Source organism: Erwinia pyrifoliae DSM 12163, assembly GCF_000026985.1.
Lineage (GTDB): Bacteria > Pseudomonadota > Gammaproteobacteria > Enterobacterales > Enterobacteriaceae > Erwinia > Erwinia pyrifoliae.
This window is the reverse complement of the sequence record NC_017390.1, coordinates 1,250,009-1,276,713: the sequence shown is the minus strand read 5'-3', so window position 1 is coordinate 1,276,713 and position 26,705 is coordinate 1,250,009. Positions and strand designations below refer to the sequence as shown.

24 protein-coding genes and 1 pseudogene are annotated in these 26,705 nt (G+C 57.9%); 12 read left to right on the top strand and 13 right to left on the bottom strand.

The features are described from left to right. Together EPYR_RS05690 and EPYR_RS05685 are read left to right on the top strand one after the other, a co-directional pair. A partial coding sequence (locus tag EPYR_RS05690; RefSeq protein WP_041474169.1) for an RHS repeat-associated core domain-containing protein occupies positions 1 to 3,940 on the top strand: 3,940 nt, incomplete at its 5' end. A gap of 14 nt (positions 3,941 to 3,954) precedes the next feature. Beyond that, positions 3,955 to 4,224: a hypothetical protein gene (locus EPYR_RS05685; protein ID WP_012667454.1), complete on the top strand. Its 270-nt coding sequence runs from the start codon at positions 3,955 to 3,957 to the stop codon at positions 4,222 to 4,224. A gap of 64 nt (positions 4,225 to 4,288) precedes the next feature. Here the strand turns inward: EPYR_RS05685 and EPYR_RS05680 are convergent, their stop codons facing one another. Together EPYR_RS05680 and EPYR_RS05675 are read right to left on the bottom strand one after the other, a co-directional pair. Then, positions 4,289 to 4,591: a SymE family type I addiction module toxin gene (locus EPYR_RS05680; RefSeq protein ID WP_012667453.1), complete on the bottom strand. Its 303-nt coding sequence runs from the start codon at positions 4,589 to 4,591 to the stop codon at positions 4,289 to 4,291. A gap of 74 nt (positions 4,592 to 4,665) precedes the next feature. After that, on the bottom strand, positions 4,666 to 5,064 hold the full coding sequence (locus EPYR_RS05675) for a helix-turn-helix domain-containing protein (RefSeq protein ID WP_012667452.1): 399 nt from the start codon (positions 5,062 to 5,064) through the stop codon (positions 4,666 to 4,668). A 98-nt stretch (positions 5,065 to 5,162) separates the two neighbouring features. Here EPYR_RS05675 and EPYR_RS05670 point away from each other — a divergent pair, with 98 nt between their 5' ends. The 5 genes from EPYR_RS05670 (at position 5,163) to EPYR_RS18975 (ending at position 10,766) form a co-directional block, all read left to right on the top strand. Then, the gene (locus tag EPYR_RS05670; protein ID WP_014539498.1) at positions 5,163 to 7,847 is read left to right on the top strand and encodes a CHC2 zinc finger domain-containing protein; all 2,685 of its coding nucleotides are present in this window, start codon (positions 5,163 to 5,165) and stop codon (positions 7,845 to 7,847) included. Positions 7,848 to 8,018: 171 nt separating this feature from the next. Beyond that, a complete protein-coding gene (gene xerC / locus EPYR_RS05665; RefSeq protein WP_012667450.1) occupies positions 8,019 to 9,089 on the top strand; it encodes a site-specific tyrosine recombinase XerC in 1,071 nt (356 codons plus the stop codon). Positions 9,090 to 9,335: 246 nt separating this feature from the next. Next, a complete protein-coding gene (locus EPYR_RS20875; RefSeq protein ID WP_197525171.1) occupies positions 9,336 to 9,737 on the top strand; it encodes a hypothetical protein in 402 nt (133 codons plus the stop codon). Further along, entirely contained in the window at positions 9,734 to 10,372 is a 639-nt protein-coding gene (locus EPYR_RS18980; protein WP_462486256.1) for an HNH/endonuclease VII fold putative polymorphic toxin, read from the top strand. Before EPYR_RS20875 ends, EPYR_RS18980 begins: the two co-directional genes overlap by 4 nt. Continuing rightward, positions 10,338 to 10,766: an immunity 50 family protein gene (locus tag EPYR_RS18975; protein WP_226060711.1), complete on the top strand. Its 429-nt coding sequence runs from the start codon at positions 10,338 to 10,340 to the stop codon at positions 10,764 to 10,766. The genes EPYR_RS18980 and EPYR_RS18975 overlap by 35 nt, the downstream gene beginning before the upstream one ends. Before the next feature lie 123 nt (positions 10,767 to 10,889). On the opposite strand, the gene EPYR_RS05655 is transcribed toward EPYR_RS18975, so the two are convergent. Together EPYR_RS05655 and EPYR_RS05645 are read right to left on the bottom strand one after the other, a co-directional pair. Further along, positions 10,890 to 12,001 (bottom strand): IS3 family transposase gene (locus tag EPYR_RS05655; RefSeq protein WP_148217828.1). Its coding sequence is split into 2 segments (ribosomal slippage): positions 10,890 to 11,740 and positions 11,740 to 12,001, totalling 1,113 coding nucleotides; the frame shifts between segments, so codons are not numbered across the junction. A gap of 61 nt (positions 12,002 to 12,062) precedes the next feature. Continuing rightward, positions 12,063 to 12,281 (bottom strand): SymE family type I addiction module toxin, encoded by a 219-nt coding sequence (locus EPYR_RS05645; RefSeq protein WP_041474167.1) that lies wholly within the window; start codon positions 12,279 to 12,281, stop codon positions 12,063 to 12,065. A gap of 53 nt (positions 12,282 to 12,334) precedes the next feature. Here EPYR_RS05645 and EPYR_RS05640 point away from each other — a divergent pair, with 53 nt between their 5' ends. Next, positions 12,335 to 12,751 carry a hypothetical protein gene (locus EPYR_RS05640; RefSeq protein WP_014538693.1) on the top strand — a complete coding sequence of 139 codons (417 nt, stop codon included), beginning with the start codon at positions 12,335 to 12,337 and terminating at the stop codon, positions 12,749 to 12,751. 52 nt (positions 12,752 to 12,803) lie between these two features. Here EPYR_RS05640 and EPYR_RS05635 read toward each other — a convergent pair whose 3' ends face one another. The 5 genes from EPYR_RS05635 to dapA form a co-directional block, all read right to left on the bottom strand. Further along, a complete protein-coding gene (locus EPYR_RS05635; RefSeq protein ID WP_012667444.1) occupies positions 12,804 to 14,810 on the bottom strand; it encodes a tRNA(Met) cytidine acetyltransferase TmcA in 2,007 nt (668 codons plus the stop codon). A gap of 6 nt (positions 14,811 to 14,816) precedes the next feature. Then, a complete protein-coding gene (ypfJ, locus tag EPYR_RS05630; protein ID WP_012667443.1) occupies positions 14,817 to 15,680 on the bottom strand; it encodes a KPN_02809 family neutral zinc metallopeptidase in 864 nt (287 codons plus the stop codon). A 148-nt stretch (positions 15,681 to 15,828) separates the two neighbouring features. Beyond that, positions 15,829 to 16,542 (bottom strand): phosphoribosylaminoimidazolesuccinocarboxamide synthase, encoded by a 714-nt coding sequence (gene purC, locus EPYR_RS05625; protein ID WP_012667442.1) that lies wholly within the window; start codon positions 16,540 to 16,542, stop codon positions 15,829 to 15,831. A gap of 193 nt (positions 16,543 to 16,735) precedes the next feature. Then, on the bottom strand, positions 16,736 to 17,767 hold the full coding sequence (bamC, locus tag EPYR_RS05620) for an outer membrane protein assembly factor BamC (RefSeq protein ID WP_012667441.1): 1,032 nt from the start codon (positions 17,765 to 17,767) through the stop codon (positions 16,736 to 16,738). Between the two features lie 15 nt (positions 17,768 to 17,782). After that, a complete protein-coding gene (dapA, locus tag EPYR_RS05615) occupies positions 17,783 to 18,661 on the bottom strand; it encodes a 4-hydroxy-tetrahydrodipicolinate synthase (protein ID WP_012667440.1) in 879 nt (292 codons plus the stop codon). A 143-nt stretch (positions 18,662 to 18,804) separates the two neighbouring features. On the opposite strand from dapA, the gene EPYR_RS05610 reads away from it, so the two are divergent. Both EPYR_RS05610 and bcp read left to right on the top strand, forming a co-directional pair. Continuing rightward, entirely contained in the window at positions 18,805 to 19,356 is a 552-nt protein-coding gene (locus EPYR_RS05610; protein WP_012667439.1) for a glycine cleavage system transcriptional repressor, read from the top strand. A 73-nt stretch (positions 19,357 to 19,429) separates the two neighbouring features. Then, positions 19,430 to 19,897, top strand: coding sequence for a thioredoxin-dependent thiol peroxidase (bcp, locus tag EPYR_RS05605; protein ID WP_012667438.1), 468 nt, complete (start codon positions 19,430 to 19,432; stop codon positions 19,895 to 19,897). A gap of 107 nt (positions 19,898 to 20,004) precedes the next feature. Here bcp and EPYR_RS05600 read toward each other — a convergent pair. Further along, positions 20,005 to 21,573, bottom strand: a pseudogene (locus EPYR_RS05600) (sensor domain-containing diguanylate cyclase). Between the two features lie 299 nt (positions 21,574 to 21,872). Here EPYR_RS05600 and bepA point away from each other — a divergent pair. Together bepA and arsC are read left to right on the top strand one after the other, a co-directional pair. Next, a complete protein-coding gene (gene bepA / locus EPYR_RS05595; RefSeq protein ID WP_012667436.1) occupies positions 21,873 to 23,339 on the top strand; it encodes a beta-barrel assembly-enhancing protease in 1,467 nt (488 codons plus the stop codon). 11 nt (positions 23,340 to 23,350) lie between these two features. Continuing rightward, positions 23,351 to 23,704, top strand: a complete 354-nt coding sequence (gene arsC / locus EPYR_RS05590) for an arsenate reductase (glutaredoxin) (RefSeq protein ID WP_012667435.1) — start codon at positions 23,351 to 23,353, stop codon at positions 23,702 to 23,704. Here the strand turns inward: arsC and hda are convergent. The 3 genes from hda to upp all read right to left on the bottom strand — a co-directional run bounded on the left by hda (position 23,701) and on the right by upp (position 26,610). Then, positions 23,701 to 24,408 (bottom strand): DnaA inactivator Hda, encoded by a 708-nt coding sequence (gene hda, locus EPYR_RS05585; protein ID WP_012667434.1) that lies wholly within the window; start codon positions 24,406 to 24,408, stop codon positions 23,701 to 23,703. The two genes, arsC and hda, sit on opposite strands and share 4 nt — an antisense overlap. Before the next feature lie 146 nt (positions 24,409 to 24,554). Further along, complete coding sequence (gene uraA, locus EPYR_RS05580; RefSeq protein ID WP_012667433.1) at positions 24,555 to 25,844, bottom strand: uracil permease; 1,290 nt, start codon at positions 25,842 to 25,844, stop codon at positions 24,555 to 24,557. A 139-nt stretch (positions 25,845 to 25,983) separates the two neighbouring features. Beyond that, entirely contained in the window at positions 25,984 to 26,610 is a 627-nt protein-coding gene (gene upp, locus EPYR_RS05575) for a uracil phosphoribosyltransferase (protein ID WP_012667432.1), read from the bottom strand. Positions 26,611 to 26,705 lie beyond the last annotated feature (95 nt).

The window sequence follows — 26,705 nt, the reverse complement described above, 5'->3', positions numbered from 1 at the left end:
CTGCGATAAGGACGGGCCGTCGATGCAGATGGCGCAAGGCTCCGACCGGGTGTTTATCAACGGCCAGCCCGCTTCCCGCGTCGGCGACAAAACCAACTGCGGTGCCACGGTGATGGCCGGCTCGCCCAGCGTGCACATCGGCGGCGGCACCGCCACCACGCTGGCGATAAAACCCGAAGTGCCGGAGTGGGCCTNCAAGGCCTCTGACCTGACGCTGCTGTTTACCGGGCTGCTCGGCGGTGCCGGCGGCGCGGCCGGTAAGGCTGGCAGGCTGGGTAAACTGCTGAGCAGGCTGCCCGGCATCAGTAAGCTTGCGCAGGTGGCCTGCCGCTTCGGCACCCTGATGACCGCCAGCGCCGCAGCGGGCATCATCGCCCGCCCGGTGGATATCATCAGCGGGCAGAANTTTCTCTCCGGCGACGACGAGCTGGACTTCGTGCTGCCCTCACGTCTGCCGGTCGAATGGCAGCGCTACTGGCGCAGCGGCAACCCGGCGGAAAGCGTGCTGGGGCGCGGCTGGAGCCTGTTCTGGGAAAGCCGCCTGCAGCATTATGATGACGGCCTGGTGTGGCGCGCGCCGTCCGGTGACTTTGTCCCGTTCCCGATGGTGCCACGCGGCCGCAAAAGCTGGTGCGAAGCGGAAAAATGCTGGCTGATGCACAATGCCGACGGCAGCTGGCAGGTGTCCGACGTCAGTGAACAGGTCTGGCACTATCCGCCGCCCGAGGGTAAGCATCCCGCCCGGCTGCACATGCTGACGGACGCCGGCGGNAACGCCACCTCGCTGTTTTACGATGAGCAGGGACGGCTGAGCGAACTGGTGGACAGCGCCGGTCAGCGCCTGAGCTGCCGCTATCTGACCCGCGCCGCCGGGCATGACCGCCTGAGCGCGGTGCTGCTGCACACCCCGGACGGGGAGNGCACGCTGGTCAGCTACGATTATGACGACGAGGGGCAGCTTGTCACCGTGCGCAACCGCGCCGGCGAGGTGACGCGCCGCTTCAGCTGGCGCGACGGGCTGATGGCCAGCCACCAGGACGCCAACGGGCTGCTGAACGAATATCTGTGGCAGGAGATTGACGGCCTGCCGCGCGTCACCGGCTGGCGGCACAGCGCCGGGGAAGAGCTGGCGCTGCACTACGACTTTAGCGGCGGCACGCGCCGGGCGGTGCGCGACGACGGCATGCAGGCGTGGTGGCAGCTGGACGACGACGACAGCGTGGCGCAGTTCACCGACTTTGACGGCCGCCGGCTGGCGTTTGTCTACGCCCGCGGCGAGCTGTGCAGCGTGCTGCTGCCGGACGGCGGCCAGCGTCAGAGCGAGTGGGACCGCTACGGGCGACTGCTGAGCGAAACCGACCCGACCGGGCGCAAAACCCTTTACCAGTACCAGCGTAACAGCGACCGGCTGGTCTGTGTCACCCACCCCGACGGCAGCCGCGAGAGCCGGTCATGGGACCGCCAGGGGCGCCTGATTAAACAGACTGACGCGGCAGAAAACACCACGCTTTACCACTACCCGGACGAAGAAGAGAGCCTGCCGGCGCGCATCACCGANGCCTCCGGCGGCGTGGTGCAGCTTGAGTGGAACGGCCGGGGGCTGCTGACGCGCCATACCGACTGTTCCGGCAGCGTCACCGCCTATGGCTATGACGTTTTCGGCCAGCTCACCGACCGTACCGATGCGGAAGGCAACGTGACCCGCTACCGCCGGGATGCCGCCGGTCGCCTGCACACCCTGCACCACGCGGACGGCAGCGAAGAGCATTTCACCTGGAACGAACGCGGGCAGCTGGTGCGGCATCAGGANCCGCCCGGCAGCGAGACGCACTGGCGCTACAACCTGCTGGGCCAGCCGGTCAGCATCACCGACCGCATCAACCGCACGCGAAACTGGCACTACAACCCGCGCGGCTGGCTGACGCGGCTGGAGAACGGCAACGGCGGCGAGTATCANTTCAGCCACGATGCCGCCGGGCGCATCACCGCCGAACGGCGTCCGGACAACACCGACCACCTGTACCGCTACGGCCCGGACGGCCAGCTGGCCGAACACCGGGAAACCGGCCCGCAGAACAGCCTTGCGCCGCCCGCGCACCGCCTGCACCGCTTCCGCTTTGACGGGGCGGGTCGCCCGGCATGGCGCGGCAACGACAGCGCCGAATGGCAGTATCACTACGATGCCGCCGGCAGGCTGAGCCNGCTCACGCGTACCCCCACCGCCGCCGGGGCGGAGGCGGGGATTGAAGCGGACCGCATTGAGCTGCAGTACGACCGGGCGGGCAACCTGCTGTGCGAGCGCGGCGTGAACGGCGGGCTGCACTACCAGTGGGACGCGCTGNCTAACCTGCAGGCGCTGACGCTGCCGCAGGGCGACAGCCTGCAGTGGCTGCACTACGGCTCCGGCCACGTCAGCGCGCTGAAGTTCAACCGGCAGCGGGTCAGTGAATTTACCCGTGACCGCCTGCACCGCGAAACCGGGCGCAGCCAGGGCGCGCTGCACCAGCAGCGGCGCTACGATGCGCTGGGCAGGCGCAGCTGGCAGAGCAGCGCCTTCAGTGACGGGAAGATAACCCGGCCGGAGGACGGTATTCTGTGGCGGGCNTTCCGCTATACCGGGCGCGGCGAGCTGGCGGGCNTCAGCGATGCGCTGCGCGGCGAGGTGCACTACGGCTACGACGCCGAAGGCCGNCTGTTGCAGCACCGCGAGCTGAAGTCCGGCAGGGTTGGCAACCGGCTGCTGTATGACGCCGCCGATAACCTGCTGGGCGGGCAAAGCCCGCACGACGACCCGGNACAGCCGCCGCCGCCGCCGCTGAGCAGCAACCGCCTGCCGCACTGGCAGCGGCTGTTCTACCGCTACGACGTCTGGGGCAATCTGGTCAGCCGCCGCCACGGCGTCAACGAACAGCATTACACCTACGACGCCGACAACCGCCTGATACNCGCGCGCGGCTTCGGTCCGCAGGGCGAATTCAGCGCGCGGTATCACTATGACGCGCTGGGCAGGCGCAGCCGCAAGGAGGTCACCTTCGCGGCTAAAGCGCCGCAGACCACGCGCTTCCTGTGGCAGGGCTACCGGCTGCTGCAGGAGCAGCGCGGCAACGGCACGCGCCGCACCTGGAGCTACGACCCGGCCAGCCCGTGGACGCCGCTGGCGGCCATCGAACAGGCGGGTGACGCTGAGCAGGCCGATATTTACTGGCTGAACGCCGACCTCAACAGCGCGCCGCTGGAGGTCACCGACGCANNNGNCAATCTGCGCTGGTCGGGACANTACGACACCTTCGGCAAACTGCTGGGCCAGACGGTCGCCGGGGCAGCACAGCGCACCGGGCCGGTCTATGACCAGCCGCTGCGCTACGCCGGGCAGTACCAGGACAACGAGAGCGGACTGCACTATAATCTGTTCCGTTTTTACGAGCCTGATGTAGGAAGATTCACGACCCAGGACCCGGTGGGGCTGGCGGGAGGGATGAACCTGTATGCTTATGCGCCGAATCCGTATGGGTGGGTTGATCCGCTGGGGTTAAGTAAGTGTGCACTGGAAGGAAAATATAAAGAAGTCGATAAGGCTAATTTACCTGATTGGATTAAAGATTCTTTCAAGAATGGCGAATATAAAACGGTAAGAACAACTGATGAAGTGAATTTATATCGTGTGTTCGGTGGTAATGCGAAAATAGACGGATCATTTGTTAGTACATCACCAGCGTTGAATAAAATACAAGCCAAAATTGATTCGGCACTTTTACCAGAATGGAAAAATACGCGACAGTTTGAAGCTACTATTACTGTACCTAAAGGAACAATCCTTCAGGTCGGCAAGGTTGAACAGCAAGTTATGCTCTCTGGTGCAAAACTCCAGGGAGGGGCTGACCAAATATTGTTACCACATGGCTATCCTACAAGTTGGATAAGTGATGTCAGATTTTTATAACAGGAATTTAAATTGTGGATAAAAATGAACTTTTGTCTGAAATTGATAAAGCCTCTAATTATGTAGAGGCTTCAATGAATAGTGAAGGTAAAAGCGGTTTAAAAGTATTTATTGATGATTTAAAAAAATTGAAGGGAAAAGTGTTGGGTAATGATCTGGTCAATAATCCATTAAGAGGCTTTGCTCGTCGCTATGCGGAAATGTATAGCGATTATCTTAATCCAATAACAGATGTTTTAGACAAAATAGAAAAATCTGTAGATAATTATTTGGATACCAACTAAGGATTAAATTAAAGCCGGAAGCGATCCCCACAGATCCTTCCGGCTTTTTACCTTCAGCCACCCTTCACGCCAGCATGGCGATCATTCGCTGCTTAGTCTGTTCCAGCTCCTGCTGCTGTGCCTTCAGCTGCTGCTCCATTGCCCGCAGCCGCCTCTCCTCGCGGCTGTCGGGGATCAGCAGCAGACAGCCGTCCAGCACCGTCAGGCTGACGCCGGTTCCCACCGCAAATCCCGCCTCCGCCAGCCACTTGCCCGTGATGCTGACCTGTGGCGTATCGCGTTCGCCGCCCTTCGGGCGGTAGCCGACGGTAACGCGCCGCTGCATTTTGGAAATTCCCCGTTCTGACTTAGAATCATGCTCAGCCATGATTAACTACCTCGTTTAGTTGCTTATGGTTAGCGGCTGTTACAGGTTGCCTCCTGTAGCAGTCGCGTTAAATATCAGCGTGTTAGCTTGATCGCTTGTCTGACTTTCTCTTGTGTGATTGCCATATCCAGAAAATGACAAATCATGTCCTGATCTTCCGTTTTTAACCCATCAACCTGTTTACACAACTCTTTTAACCGCTTGTTTTTAATATCAAAAACGGGTGCTGCCGTATCTTCTTCTCCTAAAAGCATATAGTCAGTGCTGACCTCAAGAAATTGAGCCAACTTAATGATGTAATCAAACTGTGGCTTAACCTGTCCTTGCTCCCAGCGCCCCAGCATACGGGGCTGGATATCCAGCAAATTAGCCAGTTCTATCTGTGTTAGCTGCCGTTCTTTGCGCAGGGCAGCGAGACGCTTACCGAAATCAGTCATGGATACACAAAACCAGTTAAGTTCTTTGCCCCACATGATAAACGCCCTTTTAAAATTAGCCCTTGAAGGAATTATATTGACTCGTATATTATAGGTCAATAATGACCTTGACGTATTTTTTAGAGGAATGTGGCATGGCACGCATCGCAGAAACGGAATTACAGCACCTGAAAGCCGCCGTCTCTTTAGCCGCCGTGGTGCAGGCGCAGGGGCGGCAGCTGTTTAAGCGCGGTAAGGATCTGGTGNCGCTGTGCCCGTTCCACGATGAAAAAACGCCCTCCTGTGTCATCTCCCCGGCGAAAAACCTGTATCACTGCTTCGGCTGTGACGCGGGCGGTTCGGTGCTGGACTGGCTGATGCACAGTGAAAANCTCAGTCTGCGTAAGGCGGTGGAGCGGCTGCGGGCGGAGCTGGGGGAAAACCCGGCGCTGGTGCCGCTGGTCGCACAGCCGGACGTGTTCGCCGACGACGAAGCCGGGCGGCAGGCGCTGCTGGAGCGGGTAACCGCGTTTTATCACCAGACGCTGCTGAACGCGCCGGAGGCCCTCGCTTACCTTGAGAAGCGCCGCCTTAACTATCCTGAATTAGTGGCGCAGTTCCGCCCGGGCTTCGCTAACCGCACGCTGGCCTACCGTCTGCCGCCAAAGAAGCTGAAGGACGGCGCGGCGATCCGCGCGCGGCTTCAGGCACTGGGCATCATGCGTGAAAGCGGTCACGAGCACTTTACCGGCTGTCTGGTGGTGCCGGTGGCCGATCTGCACGGCCGGATCCGCGAGGTCTACGGGCGCAAAATCGACAAGCCGCAGCGCGGCATGCCCGCCCATCTCTATCTGCCGGGGCAGCACGGCGGGGTGTGGAACGAGCAGGCGCTGATCGGNTCAAAGTCGGTGATCCTGTGCGAATCGCTGATCGACGCCATGTCGTTCTGGGTGGCCGGGCAGCGCAACGTGACGGCGGCGTACGGGGTGAATGGCTTTACCGACGATCACCGCCGGGCCTTTGCGCAGCATGAAATAAAACAGGTGCTGATCGCCTTTGATAACGATGCGGCGGGCAACGCGGCGGCGGTCAGACTGGCGGCGGAGCTGGCGGCCATGCAGATCGACACGTTCCGCATCGTGTTCCCCGCCGGAATGGACGCCAACGGTTATCTGTGCCGGGTGGCGGAGCCGGAACAGGAGTTCGGGCTGCTGGCCGGGTCGGCGCAGCCGATGCGCGATGCGGTGACGGTGCCTGAAATGGTTGTGCCTGAAACCCTCCCTGCTTTAGCCGCCAGCCCTTCAGATCCCGGCGTTATCGTCGAGCGCGGTGAGGCAGGCGAAGTAACGATCGGCCTCGGGGCGCAGCGCTGGCGGGTGCGCGGGCTGGCTCAGGTGAAGCCGGGCGCGGCGGTGATGAAGCTCAGCCTTCAGGTGCTGGATCGGGAAAGCGGCGCGGCGTTCGCCGACTCGCTGGATCTGATCAGCGCCCGCAGCCGGGGCGGTTACGTGCGCCAGGCGGCGACGGAACTGGGGCTGGCAGAAGACGACGTGCGGCGTTCGCTGGGAAAAGTGCTGCTGGCGCTGGAGAACCTGGCCCCGCAGCCGGAAGAGACAGCGCCGGAACTGACGGAGGCCGAACGGGCGGCGGCGCTGGCGCTGCTTAACGATCCCGACCTTAGTGGCAGAATCACCGACGATCTGGCCGCCTGTGGCGTGGTCGGCGAATCCACCAATCTGCTGGCCGCCTACCTGGCGGCGACCTCGCGCAGGCTGGAACGACCGCTGGCGGTGCTGATCCAGTCGTCATCGGCGGCTGGCAAGTCGTCGCTGATGGATGCGGTGCTGGGGCTGATGCCGGAAGAGGAGCGGATGCAGTACTCGGCGATGACCGGACAGAGCCTGTTCTACCTCGGGGAAAGCAACCTGCAACACAAGATCCTGGCGATAGCGGAAGAAGAAGGGGTACGCCAGGCGGCGTACGCGCTGAAGCTGTTGCAGTCAGACGGTGAACTGACCATCGCCAGCACCGGCAAGGATGATGCCACCGGGAACCTGGTGACGAAGCAGTACAGGGTCAAAGGCCCGGTGATGCTGATGCTCACCACCACCGCNATCGACGTGGACGAGGAGCTGCTGAACCGCTGCCTGGTGCTGACGGTGAACGAAAGTCGGGAGCAGACGGAGGCGATCCACGCGATGCAGCGCCACGGGCAGACGCTGGAAGGACTGCTGATGACCAGTGAAAAGGCGCACGTCACGCGGCTGCACCAGAACGCGCAGCGGCTGATCAGGCCGCTGAAGGTGGTTAATCCGTACGCCTCGCGACTGACGTTTATGTCAGACAAAACCCGCACGCGGCGCGACCATATGAAGTATCTGACGCTGATCCAAAGCGTGGCGCTGCTGCACCAGTACCAGCGCGAGGTCAAGACGGTCACGCATCGCGGCGAAGCGCTGGCCTATATCGAGGTGACGCGGGAAGACATCGCGCTGGCGAACCGTCTGGCGCATGAGATCCTCGGGCGCACGCTGGACGAGATGCCGCCGCAGACGCGCAGGCTGCTGATGCTGATCCAGGAGTGGATAAGGGAGTGCGGCCAGCCGCGTAACGAATGGTTGTTCACGCGCAGGATGCTGCGTGACGCACTGCGCTGGGGGGATACGCAGCTGAAAATCCACCTGGCGCGGCTGGTTGAAATGGAGTATCTGCTGCTGCACCGGCGTGGTCTGACGTTCCTGTACGAACTGCTGTTCGACGGGGAAGACGGGGACGGGGCGCACCTGTGCGGGCTGATCGACCCACAGTACGATCACCTCCGGTCGGGGTCAGAAGCCTGACGGTCGGCCTCCGGTCGGGCAGCGGTCGGCGGTCGGTCGGGTGGGGAAAAACGGCTTCAGGCCGCACCACGCATGGGCTGAACGCCAAACCGGTCGGGGAGGGGCAAAAAGCACTGTTCCGGCCATCAAGCCAAAATCGTATCGTCAATCCACTTCGCAGGACGTGCCGCCATGACCAGACCGAATCCCCCCACCGCAACAGAAAGCCATATCAGCCGGCAGGGTCAGACGCTGCGCCGGCTGGCAGAAAGCTGGCTGGCGCACCTTGCCGCCGCCGGACGCAGCCCGCGCACGGTGCAGGGATACCGCGAACGGGTGCTGGCGTTCCTGGCCTGGTGCGAACCGCGCGGGATAAGGTACGCGCCCCAGGTAAGCCTGGCGGTGCTGGAAAGCTATCAGCGTTATCTTCGCGGCTACCGTAAGGCGGATGGAACACTGCTGGCGGTAAACGGGCAGCGGCACCTGTTATCGGCGATAAGGATGCTGCTGCGCTGGCTGCTGCAACGGCACCATATCCTGTATAACCCGGCTGAACTGCTGGCGCTGCCAAAGGAGGAGCGGCGGCTTCCGGCGCAGGTGTTCAGCGAGGCGGAAACACGGCGGGTGTTGCAGAGCCTGGACGCGGGCACGCCGCCGGGGTTGCGTAATCGTGCCATCCTCGAACTGTTGTGGAGTACGGGGATCAGGCGTACGGAGCTGGCGAACCTGCTGCTGTCGGATGTGGACGCGGTGCGCGGCGTGGTGAACGTGCGGCGCGGCAAGGGCGGCAGGGATCGGGTTGTTCCGGTCGGTCACACGGCGCTGATATGGCTGGGGCGCTATCTGAAGGACGTGCGGCCACGGCTGGCGCAGCGGTTCGACAGCGGACATCTGTTTATCAGCCATAAGGGAACGGGGCTGGGGCGCAGCACCTTAACGGCGATGGCGGGCCGTGCCATCCGTGAGGGTGCGCACCTGAAAAAGGCGGGAGCCTGTCATATCTTCCGCCACTCGATGGCGACACAGATGCTGGAGAACGGGGCAGATACGCGGCATATCCAGGCAATACTGGGGCATGAGAAGCTGGAGACCACGCAGATCTATACNCGGGTGGCCATCGGTCACTTGCAGAAGGTTCATGCTCACACGCATCCGGCGGAGAAGCGGCGTACGGAGAAGTTAGCGGAGCAGCCGGACAGCGCGGAGCCGGAGAACACCGCGCCGGAGGTTACAGCGGAGTCGCCGGACGGTCAGCAGAGGTAGCTCAAATCCTGTCAGGCCGCAGGTTGTGGAGTCCGGCAGAGCGCACCCTCCCTGGTGCGATCTGCCTTCATCACGTTCAGCGTGCGCGGGGGTAAACGGCCGTGCGCCGGGCTTCAGCGGCGCATCTCTCCGTGAGCCGGTTCCCGGCTTCCGTCCGTTCAACATAACGTGGGGGATTATGCGCACCCTCGCGGCGGGCGGCGGGGCAGCACGGGCGCGGCGGCTCGGGTTCGCACAATCCACGTTATGTCTTGCGCCCCCGCGTTGTACATCAGGTGGGGCCGCCATCCCTGGCGGCGCTGGCTGTGGCGTTGCCATCAGTCAACCCCCTGGCAGTTGTCGGCCTGTCGGCCTCCGCTTGCAGGGCTTTATGCCCGCCCGGCTGCGTCTGTCCGTAACGGCTCGCAGTCGTTCCTCCTTGCTCGTTCCCGTTCCGGCCAGCTTCCGCTACCCGCCCCTGTCCGTGTTGCCATGCAAAACCACCGCCCCCTCAACCTTCCGCGCCCCGGAGCGCCGCAGCGCCTGCGGGCTTCGCCAGCCCGCGCCCGGCAGACGGCCGTCCACGGCGCAGCGAGCTGCACCGCGTCCACCCGCCCTGATAATGACCGTCCTTACCTGGCGTTGCAGCAGCGTAAAGCGCTGGTATGATGCAGCGGTGCAGGCGCAGACGCCACGGCCTGGCGGTAGCGTGCGCGGGCAAAAAGGCGCGTCGGGGTCTCGGGGTTACGCGGCGGCTGAAAAAGTGCATTGCCCGTCTGCCGGAGCCAGTCATCACGCGGGTTGAGGACGCCTTAAAAGTACGATGCCGTCGGGATAGCGCCCAAGACCCGGTGGGGCTGGCGGGAGGGATGAACCTGTATGCNTATGCGCCAAATCCGTATGGGTGGGTGGATCCGCTGGGGCTGGCGAAGTGTAATTCTCAATTCAATTCCAGGAAAGAAGCCCTTAGAGCTGCGAAAAGAGATGCAGGAATACCCGCATCGAATCAACCTGGTAATATTTTCAATATCAGAAACCAAAGAGTACAACAATATAATAGCGTGAAAATGACGGATAGAAATGGTAATCCAGTATTACATCCATCAACGAAACAACCGTTATGGACAAGGGAATATCAATATACCCGTTCTGATGGAACTAAAATAGTTATTCAGGATCATTCGGCAGGACATGAATTTGGTCAAGGGGGTATAGGAGATCAAGGCCCTCACTTTAATGTAAGGCCATTTGATAACACCAGGACAGGAAGTGTTGCTGGTACAATTGATCACTATAGTTATTAGAGAGATGAAAATGAATTGGACAGATCTTCCCTGTAATGAACTACTGAAACGCGTTTTTGTGAATCCACCAAAAATAGGAAGTATTGATATATTTGATATCGAGATAAAAAGAGATGGCCCAACAGTGATTGTTAGTTTTGATCTTATTGATGTCTTGCCAGATAATCCACCCGTAAAATGGGGGCGAGATTTTAATCGTTGTAGGATGGGGATTTACTGCATAGGTGTTTCGGAATTATCTATGACTGGTTTAGCGACAAATATACTGGCTAAAATAGATTTTAGAATAATAGGTGATGCCACAACTATAATTATAAGTAGCGATAGCCTTAATATGGAGTTAACTTGCTCAAATGTAACTGTTACTGGACCTTCGGTATACAAAAGTAATTAAGTTAAAGCCGGAAGCGATCCCCCCAACGATCCTTCCGGCTTTTACCTTCAGCCGCCCTTTANGCCAGCATGGCGATCATNCGCTGCTTAGTCTGTTCCAGCTCCTGCTGTAAAGACACCCATTTTAGTTCCACACACTTTTTGAGATTTCCGGTTTCTCAGCCATCAGCCGATACTCTTCCGGCGTCAGGTTATTCAGGGATTCATGAGGCCGCTCACTGTTGTATTCATTCAGCCAGCGTTCCGTTATTTCCCGTGCTTCATTCAGTGTTCTGAACAGATAAAAATCCAGTATTTCGGTCCGGTACGTTCGGTTAAACCTTTCTATAAACGCGTTCTGTGTTGGCTTACCCGGCTTGATAAATTCCAGCATCACGCCATGCTCTTCGGCCCATTGCGCCAGAGCCAGAGATATCAGTTCCGGTCCGTTATCCATCCGCATCTTCAGCGGATATCCACGGTTTGCCACTATCCTGTCCAGCACCCGGACGACACGCTGCGCCGGGATATTCAGGTCAATTTCGATAGCCAGTGCTTCACGGTTAAAATCATCCACGACGTTGAAAGTCCGGAAACGTCGGCCACATGTCAGCGCGTCGTGCATAAAATCAATCGACCAGCTTTGGTTCAGTGCTTCCGGCGTTGCCAGCGGAGCCGGATTACGCACCGGCAGGCGTTGCTTACCCTTACGACGAAAATTCAGTTTTAGCAGACAGTAAATCCGGTGTACACGCTTGTGGTTCCAGACGTGGNCCTGCCTGCGAAGCACCTGGAAAAGCTTCTTAAATCCGTAGCGGGGGTAGCGTTCAGCCGCCTCAGTCAGCCTCTGGATCACCGCTTCATCACGTCGCGTATCCGGTTGATAACGAAACACCGTCCTGCTCAGCGATAACGTCCTACATGCCTGGCGTATGCTCATCGCAAACTGCGTGGTCAGATAGCTGACGAGCTCACGCTTTATCGCTGGNTTTAAAGCTTTTTTTCGATGACGTCTTTCAGCGCCCGGCATTCCAGACTCAGATCGGCAAACATCTGCTTCAGACGACGATTCTCGTCCTCAAGAGCTTTGATCTTTTTGATATCAGCGGCTTCCATCCCGCCATATTTCGCCTTCCAGTTGTAGTAGCTGGCTTCGGAAATAGCGGCCTCGCGACATACCTCTTTGACGGTCCTGCCAGCTTCGACTGATTTCAGTACGGCGATGATCTGGTGCTCGGTGAATCGGATTTTACGCATAGCGATCTCCTCAGGAGGCATCATCAGTATGCCGGAAGATCTCTAAAAGTGAATNGCACCATTATGCGGGATGCTTACACTGCTGCTGCGCTTTTAGCTGCTGTTCCATTGCTCGCAGCCGCCTCTCCTCGCGGCTGTCGGGGATCNGCAGCAGACAGCCGTCCAGCACCGTCAGGCTGACGCCGGTTCCCACCGCAAATCCCGCCTCCGCCAGCCACTTGCCCGCAATACTGACCTGTGGCGTATCGCGTTCTCCCCCCTTCGGGCGGTAGCCGACGATAACGCGCCGCTGCGCTTTGGAAAGGCTCCCGGCTNCCGTCCGTTCAACATAACGTGGGGGATTATGCGCACCTTCGCGCCCGGCGGCGGGGCAGCGCTTTCAGTGATGGCTACGACGCCGAAGGCCAGCTGTTGTATGACGCCGCCGATAACCTGCTGGGCGAGCAAAGCCTGCACGACGACCCGGAACAGCTGCTGCTGCCGCCACTGAGCAGCGACCGCCTTACCTCTCATCCTCTCATCCGCCCGTCCGGTTATGCCATCACAGAGTTAAAGAAGCATTTCACCACGCAGCAGGTTAGCTGTCCGCGCAACAGCGGGGTTTTGTGCTTTCTGGCATTCATCCACGGTGGCGCCTTCTTACCGACTACCGGATTCTGTAGAACGCCGCTGCCCGGAAACGAAAAAAGGCAGGGTGGAAATTCCCCGCCTTTGTTCTCGTTCCTTCTGCTCTTACGGGCGGCGGGTTAGTTGCCTGCCTCAAATATGCTCTTTCAGACATATTTAACAGATTAAAGCTCTTTCAGTTTGCGTTTAGCCCGTTAACCCACTGCTGCCAGCGCAACGCACGCGGCTGATCCAGCATAATTAACGCCTGCCGTGCCTCTTGCCGCCAGGCGCTTAATAGCGCTTTGCGACCAGGCAGAGCGAAACGGCTGCACAGCACGGCCGCAGACTGTCCTTCCAGCAGTGCGGCGTGCAACAGCGGAAGTTGGCAAGCCTCCTGGCTGACCAGCCGCCCCAATGCCGCGAAGCTGGCCCCGAACGGTCGCTGCGCCCAGGCAAATCCTGCCAGCTCCTGCCAGTCATCTTCAGTCAGCTGACCATCGCACTGCGCGACCAACGGCAAATCGTCCTGGTCCAACAGCTGGCGCAGCCAGTAACCGTCACGCGCCAGCCGCCGTGTCGCCCGTTCCGCCAGCTGCTGCCCGGCAGTTGAAAGCGGGTAAATGGCCATTGCCGTGTAACAGCCGCTGCTGGCTTCACGCTGGCTGCCAAAGCGCACCAGCTGAAAACCGCAGCGCTGCCAGAATCGCCACAGCTGGGGGGTGAAACCAAAGCTGACAGAAAGAAAATCCAGCCCGTGCGCCGCCTGACAGCTGCGGGAAATCAGCTGCTGGCCGATCCCCCGACCGCGCAGCGCGGGTGCCAGCGCAATGCGGCTGATACGCCGCGAACGCAGCTGCGCGGCTTCAGTCAGGCCGCCATGAGCCGCCAGCGACTGCGCAACCAGGTTGCCACGCGGACGGCGGTCACCTGCCCAGACGGCGGCGGCAAGTTCGGCGCTTAGTCCACCCTCGTCCACCAGCCACAACGCGCCCTGTACGTTGTCCCCCTGCAGGGCGGCGCTGAAGTGCATGCCGGGGACGTCCATCATCCGGCGCAGATCGAGGGGTGAAGTGCGGTAGTGGGCGCTGGTTAACAGCTGGTAGATGGCGGTCATAAAGGCAGGATGTCGCGCCCAGTCACGTTGCTTAAATGACCGTATCACGACTGCATCTGAATGGGGTACGGCGACCGCATCCTCTAACAACAGTGCCTGGCTGATAAACTGCTCCAGCGGATCGTTCGCAGCGTAGCGTAAAGGCAAATCCAGCTGATAGCGCGTGACATCCGGCAACGTGGCACAAAACTTCAGCATAAATCCACGCCCGGTTCCTTCGTAGCCCTGCACCGTAGTGGTCAGCAATACATAAGGAAACAAGGCGACCAGCTGCTGTAATTGCGGGGCCGGTATCGCGGCTGCCTCATCAATCAACAACCAGTCAATACCTGCCTGGTGCTGGCGTGCTTCGGCCAGCAGGCGATCGGGGGCAATAAAGCGGAAACGCTCTCCGGCATAATTCGCCAGCACGTCCGTGGCTACTTTTGCTGGCGCGGTCACCAGGCAGCGCCCCGGCCAGCGGGCGGCCAGCATCCCGGCCAGCGCCGACTTGCCACGGCCACGCGCGGCGGTAACAACACAGATGCCCGGCCTGGCGCGCAGCAACTGAGTCAGTATCTGCTGCTGCTGACCACTGTTGTCGCCCTGCCAGGATGGGAGACTGGCAATTTCAGAAACGGTGCAGGCGTGGTGCTGACGCCACACCACCACGCGCTCGTCGGCCAGCAACAGCTGCTGCAAACGTTGAATAAACAGGGTGGCCGGGAGGGGGCTGGCGCATTCGCTCCAGCGTAATGAGTCGGCATCAGGCCGCAGCGGCCACTCTGCCCATTCAGGAGCAAGGAGTATCAGCCAGCTTCCGGCGCGCAGCGTGCCGGCCATCGCCGCCAGCGCTTCAGCATGAAAACCGCCCCGTGCATCAAACAGCGCATGCTTAAACTCGCGTCCCAGCAGCGTGCGTATTGCCTGTGGAGCACAGTGCAGCACGCTGAGCGGCCGGTCGCCCACCGTCAGCCAGTCGCCGGGCAGCTGCGCCATACAGGCTGCGGCCTGCTGTTCGCACCAGCACGCATCACCACTTATTATCAACAGACGACGCCAGCCCTGTCTTTCGATTTGGGCTGTCGCCCTAAGCAAATCGCTCACCGCTGTTTAATCAGCAAAGGTATTACATTGAGCAGGATTACCGCTGTCGAAACCTTTTTTGAACCAGCTGTAGCGCTGCTGTGAGGTGCCGTGAGTAAAGCTGTCCGGCACCACGCGCCCCTGGCTGCGCTGCTGCAGGCGGTCGTCACCAATCGCCTCGGCCGCGTTAAGTGCTGATTCAAGATCGCCGGTTTCCAGCACCTTTTCCTGCTGCATATAGTAGCCCCAGACGCCGGCAAAGCAGTCCGCCTGTAGCTCCATCTTTACCGACAGCTGATTCACATTGGCCTGGCTTGCCCCCTGCTGCATCTGTCGCACTTTCTGATCTATTCCCAGCAGGTGCTGCACATGGTGGGCCACCTCGTGCGCGATAACGTAGCCCTGAGCGAATTCCCCCCCGGCGCCAAGTTTGGTTTTCATTTCATCGTAAAACGACAGATCGATATAAACCTTGCTGTCTGCCGGGCAGTAGAATGGCCCCATTGCCGACTGGCCGCTGCCGCAGGCGGTTGACGTCTGGTTGCGGTACATCACCAGAACAGGTGCCTGCCAGATTTTACCCATTTTCTGGAACAGCTTCTGCCAGGTATCTTCGGTCATGGCGAAAATGGTGCGGGTAAACTGCGCGGCTTCGCCCTCTTTCGCTGACGTTTGCTGCCATTGCTGCTGAGTGGGCGGTGAGACCGATGAACTGCCGCCGCTGAGAAGCGGGCTGAGATCGTAGCCGTAGTAACCAGCCACTATCACGATAATCAGAAGAGCGATGCCGCCTTTACCACGGGGAATGCGCATGCGCCCACCACCAACGGTGCCTGATTGATCACGACGGTCTTCCACATTGTCGCTTTCGCGACGTCCTTGCCAACGCATAAATGTCCCCTTTGAGAAAATAATTTTTTGATAGCTTAGTCGATTTTAGTCAGTGGAAGTGGGGAAAACCAGAAAACGCTGCGCGGCGCGCTATAACGCAAAAGGCCAGGTTTCCCTGGCCTCATGACGACGGTCAATAAAAATGACGTTAGTCCAGCTTCACGCCCAGGCGATTTGCCACCTCTTCATAGGCTTCAATCAGCCCACCCAGGCTCTGGCGATAACGATCTTTGTCCATCTTATTCAGGGTGTCTTTATCCCACAGGCGCGCACCATCCGGTGAGAACTCATCGCCCAACACCACTTCGCCTTTAAACAGGCCGAACTCGAGTTTGAAGTCCACCAGGAGCAGGCCCGCATCGGCAAACAGCTTGCTCAGTACGTCATTCGCCTGGTAAGTCAGCTCCTGCATACGCGCCAGATGCGGTTTGCTTACCCAACCGAAGGTCTCGCAATAGGATTCGTTGACCATCGGATCGTGTTTAGCATCATCTTTCAGGAACAGATCAAACAGTGGAGGGTTGAGGATCATGCCCTCTTCCACGCCCAGGCGTTTCACCAGAGAGCCCGCAGCGCGATTACGTACCACACATTCTACCGGCACCATATCCAGGTTTTTCACCAGAGCTTCGTTATCAGAGAGCAGGGCTTCCATCTGCGTTGGGATCCCGGCTTCCTGCAGTTTGGTCATAATGAAATGATTGAACTTGTTGTTAATCATTCCCTTACGATCAAACTGCTCGATACGCTCACCGTCCAGCGCTGACGTATCATTACGGAATTCGAGTACCAACAGATCCGGGTTTTCGGTGCTGTAAACGGTTTTCGCTTTGCCGCGATACAACTCAGCTTTCTTTTGCATCTTGTTAACTCCACTCCAACGATAATGAACTGTACCCGGCATCATTCAGGCCGCAGGTAAATAACCATCGGGCAGGCAGAGCCAGCCCGTTAAAATTTGTCTGGTGGAATTATATGTTCCGCAGATGAAAAACCGAAGCAATCGTTTACGCAGCGCCAAATAAAAAAGGCCGGAGCTATTCCGGCCTTGTGGCTTACTGGCTAAATGCGGCCTGGAACACCGCGACCAGCGCATCATTTTGCGACTGGGTTAGCGGATGACCTTTCGGATCGAGGAACTGCAGGCTGCTACGGTTATTCAGATCGCCGACCTGAAGTTTGTAATCGCCATTTTTCAGCTGCGGATCCTTAGCACCCAGCTCATCGAAGGTGCTGCTATCTGGTGCGCTATATGTCACGCTCAGGCTACCCTGCGAACGGTTGTTATCTTTGACTTCCATCCCAATACGCTTCAGCGTGGCCGGCAGACGTTGCCACACAACGTTGAACGGCGCACGCAGGATCAGATCAGGCAGGCCGGTGTCATCGGCTCCGCTTTGCACATCGATCTGCGTGGGGCTACGGCTGGCTGCGGCATCTTCACGCCGGGTTTCAATTTTGTCCAGACCGGCGCTAATTTCGTTTAGCATCTGCGCGGTGTAACGCTGGATCTGCACCGGCGAGTTGACCACTTTATCCTGCTGTTGCAGTTCAAGCAGCTTCACCATCAGCGCCTGCTGCCCGCCCTCCTGCTGAACGCTCAGCTGGTAGCGGCCGCGATACTGATTGTCTTCGTCTGCACGGTTCCACTGCACCCAGTCGGTGGTCAGTGTTTGGCGCGCATCCTGACGATCGGCGACAGGGAACCTGGCCGTCTCAACTACGTCAACCACCCGTGACCAGATGGAGCCGCTTTGGCTGTCAATCAGCAGAATACCGCTGTTACCGGCAAACTGGCTGCGGGTACCGTTCATCAACGCCAGCGTCTGAGCCGGTGGACGAATATCAAGCCGCTTGCCCACCTGTCCTTTAGCGTTAACGGACGGAATATCAAAGTCGCCATTTTGTATCGGCAGGATCATGCCCGCTGGAGCGCGCAGATCGCTGAGATCGGCTGCCTGCAGGTAAGATTCGTCCCCGTTCACCTGACGCTTGTAGCGCTGGTCATTAGAACAGGCTGCTAGCAGCATCACCAAAGACAGTCCCACCACTTTCGCTACCGTGGACTTTTGTACTGAGTAAACCATTAATTCTCCCTAAATTTAAAGCAGGTCGGCGTTTTTCAGTGCCTGCTCAACAACCGAACAACCGTCATCGGTCAGCGGCGTCATCGGTAGACGCAGCGTATCGGTTGCTATTAATCCTAATCGTTTCGCGGCCCATTTCACCGGGATAGGATTCGGTTCCACAAACAGTTTTTGATGCAGATGCATCAGGCGCTGATTCAGGAGGCGTGCTTGCGCAAATTTGCCCTGCTGAGCCAGCGCACAGAGTTCGGCCATTTCGCGTGCGGCGATGTTTGCGGTCACCGATATCACGCCTTGCCCGCCCAACTGCATAAAGTCCAGTGAGGTTGCGTCATCGCCACTCATCAGCACAAAGTCATCATTCACCCGCTGTTGGATCTGACTAACCCGCGATAAGTTCCCGCTCGCCTCTTTGATTCCGATAATATTTTTTATTTTCGCCAGGCGGCCAACGGTTTCCGGCAGTAAATCGGTACCGGTACGCGAAGGAACGTTGTATAACATTTGCGGCAGTTCGGTGCTTTCCGCGATGATTTTGAAGTGCTGATACAATCCTTCCTGCGTCGGACGGTTGTAATAAGGGGTAACGGTCAGACAACCGACAACGCCTGAATTTTCAAAGCGTTTGGTCAAGCAGACGCCTTCAGCGGTGGCATTAGCACCGGTGCCGGCAATCACCGGAATGCGGCCATCTGCCAGTTCCAGCGTTAACAGAACCACATCACCGTGTTCATCGTGGTTCAGGGTAGCTGACTCGCCGGTCGTTCCTACAGAAACAATTGCCGCAGTTCCGCTGGCAACATGATAATCGATCAGTTTTTTCAGGCTCGCACGGCAGACATTTCCTTTGTCATCCATCGGTGTAACGAGCGCAACAATACTTCCCGTGAACATTAGTCATCCCCTCGACAAACAAGTGCTTCATGGTACGTTTGACCGTGCAATAAAAGCAAGTGCACAGGTCGACCTATATGCTTGTCAGCAGTTTTTTTTATGTTTACCTTACAGTTATTAGTATTTAGACAGGAAGCTTGATTTTGCCGCAGTCATCGCAACACCATCTGGTTATCACCGCGCTTGGGGTTGACCGTCCCGGGATTGTTAATACCATTACTCGCCATGTCAGCAGCTGCGGGTGCAATATTGAAGATAGCCGTCTCGCTATGCTTGGCGAAGAGTTCAGTTTTATTATGCTGCTGTCCGGCAGCTGGAACGCGATAACGCTGATTGAGTCGACGCTACCGCTGAAGGGGGCTGAGCTGGAGCTGCTGATCGTGATGAAGCGTACCCGCGCCAGCCTGCCTCAACCGATGCCCGCCACGGTATGGGTGCAGGTTGAGGTTACTGATTCGCCGCATATCGTTGAGCGTTTTACCGATCTGTTTGATTCGCATCAGATGAATATTGCGGAGCTGGTTTCACGCACGCAGCCGGCACAAGGAAATCAGCCGCCGTTGCTCTATATTCAGATTACCGCACACAGCCCCGCCTGCCAGGATGCCTCATTTATTGAACAAGCGTTCAAACGCCTGTGTACAGAACTTCAGGCTCAAGGCACTATTAAAGCTGTTTCTCACCACGGCGCGTAACGCGCTTCGTGCCTGAGATGAGCAAAGCGTCTGAGTTTACCCCTCGCATAATCATGTCTAACGGAGAGTCGTAATGAATCCACTGAAAGCCGGTGATACAGCACCGAAATTTAGTTTGCCCGATCAGGATGGTGAACAAATAAATTTAACCGACTTCCAGGGGCAGCGCGTTCTGGTCTATTTTTACCCGAAAGCCATGACGCCGGGCTGCACCGTGCAGGCCTGCGGTCTGCGCGATAGTATGGAAGAGCTGAAACAAGCCGGCGTAGAAGTACTGGGTATCAGCACTGATAAACCGGAAAAGCTGTCGCGCTTCGTCGAAAAAGAGTTGTTGAACTTCACTTTACTGTCAGATGAAGATCACCAGGTCAGCGAACAGTTTGGCATCTGGGGCGAAAAAACCTTTATGGGCAAGACCTATGACGGCATCCACCGCACCAGCTTCTTGATTGATGCCGATGGCAACGTTGAGAAAGTCTTCGATAACTTCAAAACCAGCAATCACCACGATATGGTTATCGACTACCTGAAAACGGCGTAAATCCTGTGGTCGGACAGCGCGATCCGGGCCGCCAGCGCAGCAGCTGGGGGCTAACAGGCAACGGCCTGCGGGTCGCTGTATTGACCAGAAGAGCATGAATACACAGCCTATTCGTGCGAGGATTTATTGACCACTGCGGACGGCTGCAGAGCGTTTTTCGCGACGACGACGCAGTTACGTCCGGCATTTTTTGCCCGATAAAGCGCTTCGACCGCCTGCCCGAAAGCGCAATGCATGTCCTCCCCGCTGTCAGACGACCAGAAAGAGATGCCGATGGAGATAGTCACATTTCCTGCCGCTTCCATGCGGAGCTGCTCAATACGCTTACGCACTCTTTCAGCCACCATCAGCGCCCGGTCACGGTCCGCTCCGGGCAAGAGCATCAGAAACTCTTCCCCGCCGTTACGACAGAGAACGTCGGCTTGTCTGGCTCCCAATTCCAGCTGATGCGCCACCGTTTTGATCACCGTGTCGCCTGCAGCATGGCCGAAAGCGTCGTTGACACTTTTGAAGCGATCGATATCCAACGCCAGTACCGCGAAGGGCTGTTTGGTAGAGAAAAAATAGTCCAGTACCGCATCTAACCCACGGCGGTTAAGCAGCCCGGTCATCGGGTCAGTCTGAGCTTCACTTCTCAGACGGCCGATTTTGTCATGCAACAGCGCAATTCCTGCCAGCATCGCCCGCTTAATCTGTGAAGACTCGTAGTACCAGGAGCGGATGCCATCGATCTCTTTTGAGACATTTTGCGTATCCATCCGGCTGGCTTTACGCGCCAGCTGCCACAGGGGCAGAGCGATACGTCGTGCGAGGATCAGCGCGAGGAGAACCGTTAGCAGGGCAAACGGCACCGAATGTTCCAGCACCTGCAACAGCAGGCTGTTCAACGGCACCAGCGTTGCGGCGGTCGGTTTAATCGAAATAATCGTCCAGCCCGTTGAGGGAACCACGGCATAACCCGCCAGCATCGCTTCCCCCTCTGACGTCACAACCTGATACTGGCCGTTACTGGCCTGTTCTCGCTGTTGCTGTGTGATTAGCGGGTTAACGGTTTGCCCCAGCAGATGACTATTCTGGTGATACAGCAGCTGATTTTCACTGTCGACGACATACAGAGATGAGCCGTCCCGAAAGAACTGTGCTCCCAGGAGGTCGTTAAGAATACTTCTCTTTTTCAGATAGACTGATCCCCCACGTAGCCAAGATAGCTGCCGTCTTTCGACCAGACAGGCCACGAGATAAATACCAGCAGATTCCTGGCGGTAGACAGGCCGGGTCGACCGATCAGCGGCCTGCGTTCTGCCAGCGCCTGCTTTGCCGCAGATGAGTTGAGCCGCATCCCCTTCAGCATCAGCGTTTCCGGGGAGATGGCGCGCACCCAGCCGTTGGCATCGGCGATCGCTACCGAGTTAAAACTGTTGGTTTGCTCGCGCAAGCGATCTACTTCGTCCTGCAGCATGCGCTCATCATTGAATCCGTTACTTAGCCAGCTGGAAAAAAAGCTCCGTCGTTGAAGCCAGCTTGGTGGCGTAAACCCGGTTCGCTTCCAGCGTGTTGTTGATCAATACTTCACGCTGCACCCGCCGAGAATTGGCAAGCGTGATCGCAATACTGGCCACCGCCAGCAGGGTGATTAACGTACGCAAGTCCGTTTTAGGCGGTGTGAACCTCAACATAGCCTCACCATTGTGAAAATCATCCCCATCGACGCCTTAATAGTATCCGTATTGGTGAATAGTGGGCAGTTTCGTGCTGGCAAACGCCCATTGTACGCAGCTTAAACGTTGCAGAAACAGTATAACCAGCGATATAACAGGCTGCTGCGGGCAGCATTTGGCTTAGAGCATAGTCTTTTAACCATTTCTTTCATAGCGGGTGCTGGGTAATATATAAAATGGGTGCCGTGGAAACAGACACACAGGACACTTTTCGCCGCTTTGCCGGTCAAAACAGCATTTCCTTACCAGGGCTTCGTATGTCTATCCGACTGAAAAAAAACCTGCTGATTTCGCTGCTCGCTTTGGTCGTGGCTGGAAGCATCATTCCGGCTCGCGCCGATAACAGCGACAATCTGCCGGATATTGGCACCACTGCGGCAGGTACGCTATCGATTAATCAGGAACGGGCAATGGGCGATTTTTATGTTCGCCAGCTGCGCGCCAGCGCGCCCGTCATCAATGACCCTTTGCTCTGTCAGTATGTCAACCAGCTGGGGCAACGCCTGGTGGCACATGCCTGGTCGGTGAAAACGCCATTCCATTTCTATCTGATACGCAATGATGAGATAAACGCGTTTGCCTTTTTTGGCGGCAACGTGGTTCTGCACTCGGCACTGTTTCGCTACAGCGATACGGAAAGCCAACTGGCGTCGGTAATGGCACATGAGATCTCGCACGTTACCCAACGCCATCTGGCACGAGCGATGGAAGATCAACAACGTAACGCCCCGCTCACCTGGGTAGGCGCCCTGGGTTCGATTTTGCTGGCAATGGCCAGCCCGCAGGCCGGAATGGCGGCGCTAAGCGGCACGCTCGCTGGCGCTCAACAGGGGGTGATCAGCTTCACCCAGCAGAATGAACAGGAAGCAGACCGCATCGGCATCCAGGTGCTGCAACGTGCCGGTTTTGATCCGGAAGCCATGCCTGATTTTCTGCAAAAGCTGGTCGATGCATCGCGCTTTGCGTCTAAACCCCCTGAGATTTTGCTGACCCACCCTTTGCCGGACAGCCGCCTGGCCGATACGCGAAACCGGGCAAATCAGATGAAGCCGGTGGTGGTACAGTCATCACAGGACTTCTACATGGCGAAAGTCAGGGCGCTGGGCATGTTCTCCAGCGGGCAAAATCAGTTGAATGACGATCTGCTCACCACGCTGGCACACGGCAACAGCCGCGAGCAGGCCGCCGCGCAGTATGGCAAGGCGGTACTGCTGCTGGGCGACAATAAGTTTGCTGATGCCCGCAGTATCATCATGCCGCTGATAGCGAAACAGCCCGATAACGTCTGGTATCTGGATCTCATGACCGACATCGATATAGGGCTGAAACAGCCGCAGCAGGCGATTAACCGCCTGCTGGCAGTAAAGGGCAACAGCAGCAACAGCCCGGTAATACAGCTCAACCTTGCTAACGCGTATGTTGAAGCGAAACAGCCAGCCAATGCCGGCAAAGTTTTGTATCGTTATACCTGGGCGAATAAAGACGACGCCAACGGCTGGGATCTACTGGCTCAGGCATCTTCCCAGCAGGGCCAGAGTGATGAAGAGCAGGCCGCGCGAGCCGAAAGCCTGGCGTTAGCCGGACAGCTCGATCAGGCGATCCGCAGTCTCAGTAGCGCCAGCGCGGCGGTGCCGCTGGGCAGCCTGAAGCAGGCGCGTTACGATGCGCGAATAGACCAGCTGCGCCAGCTGCAGCAGCGTTTTCGTCAGTACCAGAAATCATAAGGAACGAAGCGATGTGCGAAGTACTGATCTACCATAATCCGCGCTGCTCCAGGAGCCGCGAAACGCTGGCGCTGTTGAAAGCCCGTGGCATGGAGCCGCAGATTATCCTTTATCTGGAAACTCCGCCGGATCTGGCAACGCTCACAGCGCTGTTGCAGCAGCTGGGGTTGCACAGTGCGCGCCAGCTGATGCGGCAAAAAGAGGATGAGTATATCGCCCTGGGGCTGGATGACGCGCAGCTCGACGAGCAGCAGTTGCTGAGTGCACTGGCGGCACAGCCCAGCCTGATCGAACGCCCCATCGTGGTGGCTAACGGACACGCGCGTATCGGCAGGCCGCCACAGCAGGTGCTGGAGATCCTTTAGAGCGCCAGCGCCTCTTTGACAAAGGGGATGGTCAGCTTGCGCTGGGCGCTGATTGAAGCGCGATCCAGCTGATCCAGCGTCACGAACAGCGTGCGCATTTCACGGTCGAGGCGTTTTAACAGGAAGCGGCCAACGTCTTCTGGCAGCTCGAAACCGCGCAGCCGGGCGCGCAGCTGTAGCGCCTGCAGCTTGTCTTCATCGCACAGCGGTTGCAGCTTGTAGATTTGCCCCCAGTCGAGGCGCGAAGCCAGGTCGGCCAGCTTCAGATTGAGCTGGCGCGGTGGACGATCCCCGGTAATCAGCAGCCGCGTTTTCCCGGTTTCCAGAATGCGGTTATACAGGTCGAAGATCGCCATTTCCCAGGGACCGTCGCCGGCAATACATTCAATATTGTCGATGCAGACCAGAGCCAGCTGCTCCATCCCGTCGAGCACTTCAGGCACAAACCAGGTGCGTTTATCCAGCGGGACGTAACCGACCGCTTCGCCTTTCGCCGACAGTTCAGCGCAGGCGGCGTGCAGCAGATGACTGCGTCCTCCTCCCTCGCGCGACCAGAAGTAGAAATAGCTACCATGTTGCTGGTGCAATGCGCTTTGCAGCGCGGCCAATAGCGACGGATTCTCCCCTGGCCAGAAGCTGGCAAAGGTTTCGTCATCGGGCAGGTAAAGTGGCAGTGAGAGCTGTGCCGGCGTGTTCAGAATCACCTCAGGGTTTGAGCAGGCAGAAAACGCGAAAATTCTAACACAACTCAGACGGGATCATGAAATGCTAAGCGGGATCCCGGCGAGTGGGATCGGCAAGATTAAGAAAATGTGGTATGACAGGGGCAACAGACGCTGCCCCTTCAGGTTCAGCGCGCGTCGTGACGTTCATCCGGCACGTCGATCACTTCCTCTTCTTTGCGCAGCAGGCCGAATGCCTTGAAGATGAGGCTAAGTGCCACGCCGACAATTGTCGCCAGCGCCATCCCTTTCAGCTCGGCGGCACCGATATGCACTTTCGCCCCGCTGACGCCGATAATCAGCACAACTGAGGTCAGGATCAAATTCTGCGCCTTGTTGTAATCCACTTTCGATTCAATCAATACGCGAATTCCGGAAGCAGCAATCACCCCGTACAGCAGCAGCGATACCCCTCCCATTACCGGCACCGGCACCGCCTGGATCGCCGCAGCCAGTTTGCCAATGCAGGAGAGCAGAATAGCCAGAATCGCCGCGCCGCCGATCACCCAGGTACTGTAAACGCGGGTAATCGCCATAACGCCAATGTTTTCCCCGTAGGTGGTGTTCGGTGTGGAACCAAAGAAGCCGGAGAACACGGTGGAAATCCCGTTGGCAAACATTGAACGGTGCAGTCCCGGATCTTTCAACAGATCCTTTTTGACAATATTCGCCGTGACCACCAGATGGCCCACATGTTCGGCAATCACCACCAGCGCGGCGGGCAAAATGGTGAAGATGGCATACCATTCGAAGCGCGGCGTATAGAAGGTTGGCAAAGCAAACCAGGGCGCTTCCCGTACCGGCGTCCAGTCAACAATCCCCATTCCCCAGGAAAGCGCATACCCAGCCAGCACGCCGACCAGAATGGGGATAATGGCGAGGAAACCCCGGAACAACACCGAGCCAAATACCGTCACGCCCAGCGTGACCATTGAGATAATCAGGGTTTTGCCATCGGGTGCGCTACCGGCTGCAGGCAGCAGGCCCGCCATATTCGCCGCCACGCCCGCCAGCTCCAGGCCAATGACCGCCACAATGGCGCCCATTGCCGCCGGAGGGAACATCACGTCCAGCCAGCCGGTACCGGCTTTTTTGACCATCAGCGCCACCAGACAAAACAGCACGCCGCAGATAATAAACCCGCCTAACGCCACTTCGTAACCCAACGGTAACAGCAGCAAAACGGGTGAGATAAAGGCAAAGCTCGATCCCAGATACGCCGGGATTTTACCTTTGCAGATAAACAAATAAACCAGCGTGCCGATGCCGTTAAACAGCAGCACGGTGGCCGGATTGATATGGAACAGGATCGGTACCAGCACGGTGGCACCGAACATGGCAAACAGGTGCTGGAAGCTGAGCGGAATGGTTTGCAGCAGCGGTGGCCGCTCGTGTACGCCAATTGCGCGACGTGTCATACAGTCATTACCCCTTAAGTGTTAACCATAAAAAAGCCGACTCTGCGGCCGGCTTATCAAATCGGAGGCGATGCTACGGCCCCTCGCCAGAGCGAACAGCCTCAGGAAGCCCTGCCGTAAACCTGGCCTGCAGCATGATTTACTTGGTACCGAAGATTTTATCACCGGCGTCGCCAAGGCCAGGAATGATATAGCCCTTTTCATTCAGCCCCTGATCGATTGAAGCGGTGTAAAGCTCCACGTCCGGGTGCGCTTTTTCCAGCGCGGCAATGCCTTCCGGCGCCGCGACCAGCACCAGCACTTTGATACTGCTGCAGCCGGCTTTTTTCAGCAGGTCAATGGTGGCGATCATTGACCCCCCGGTAGCCAGCATCGGGTCGACCACCAGCGCCATACGCTCTTCGATATTTGATACCAGTTTCTGGAAATAGGGCACCGGCTCCAGGGTTTCTTCGTCACGGTAGACGCCGACCACGCTGATGCGCGCGCTCGGTACATGCTCCAGCACGCCTTCCATCATGCCTAAACCGGCACGCAGGATAGGCACCACGGTAATTTTCTTGCCTTTAATCTGGTCAATGGTGACAGGACCATTCCAGCCTTCGATGGTCACCTTCTCGGTTTCCAGATCGGCGGTGGCTTCATAAGTCAGCAGGCTTCCCACTTCTGACGCAAGTTCACGGAAACGTTTGGTGCTCACGTCATGTTCACGCATCAGACCCAGTTTATGTTTGACCAGCGGGTGTTTCACTTCCACGATCTTCATTGTTTTACTCCCGGAGTGTTAAGCTGCAAAAAAAATCGCGAAAGTATAGCGCTATTTCCCCTGCCGCCCTATGACTTAGTGCAACTGATCCTCTC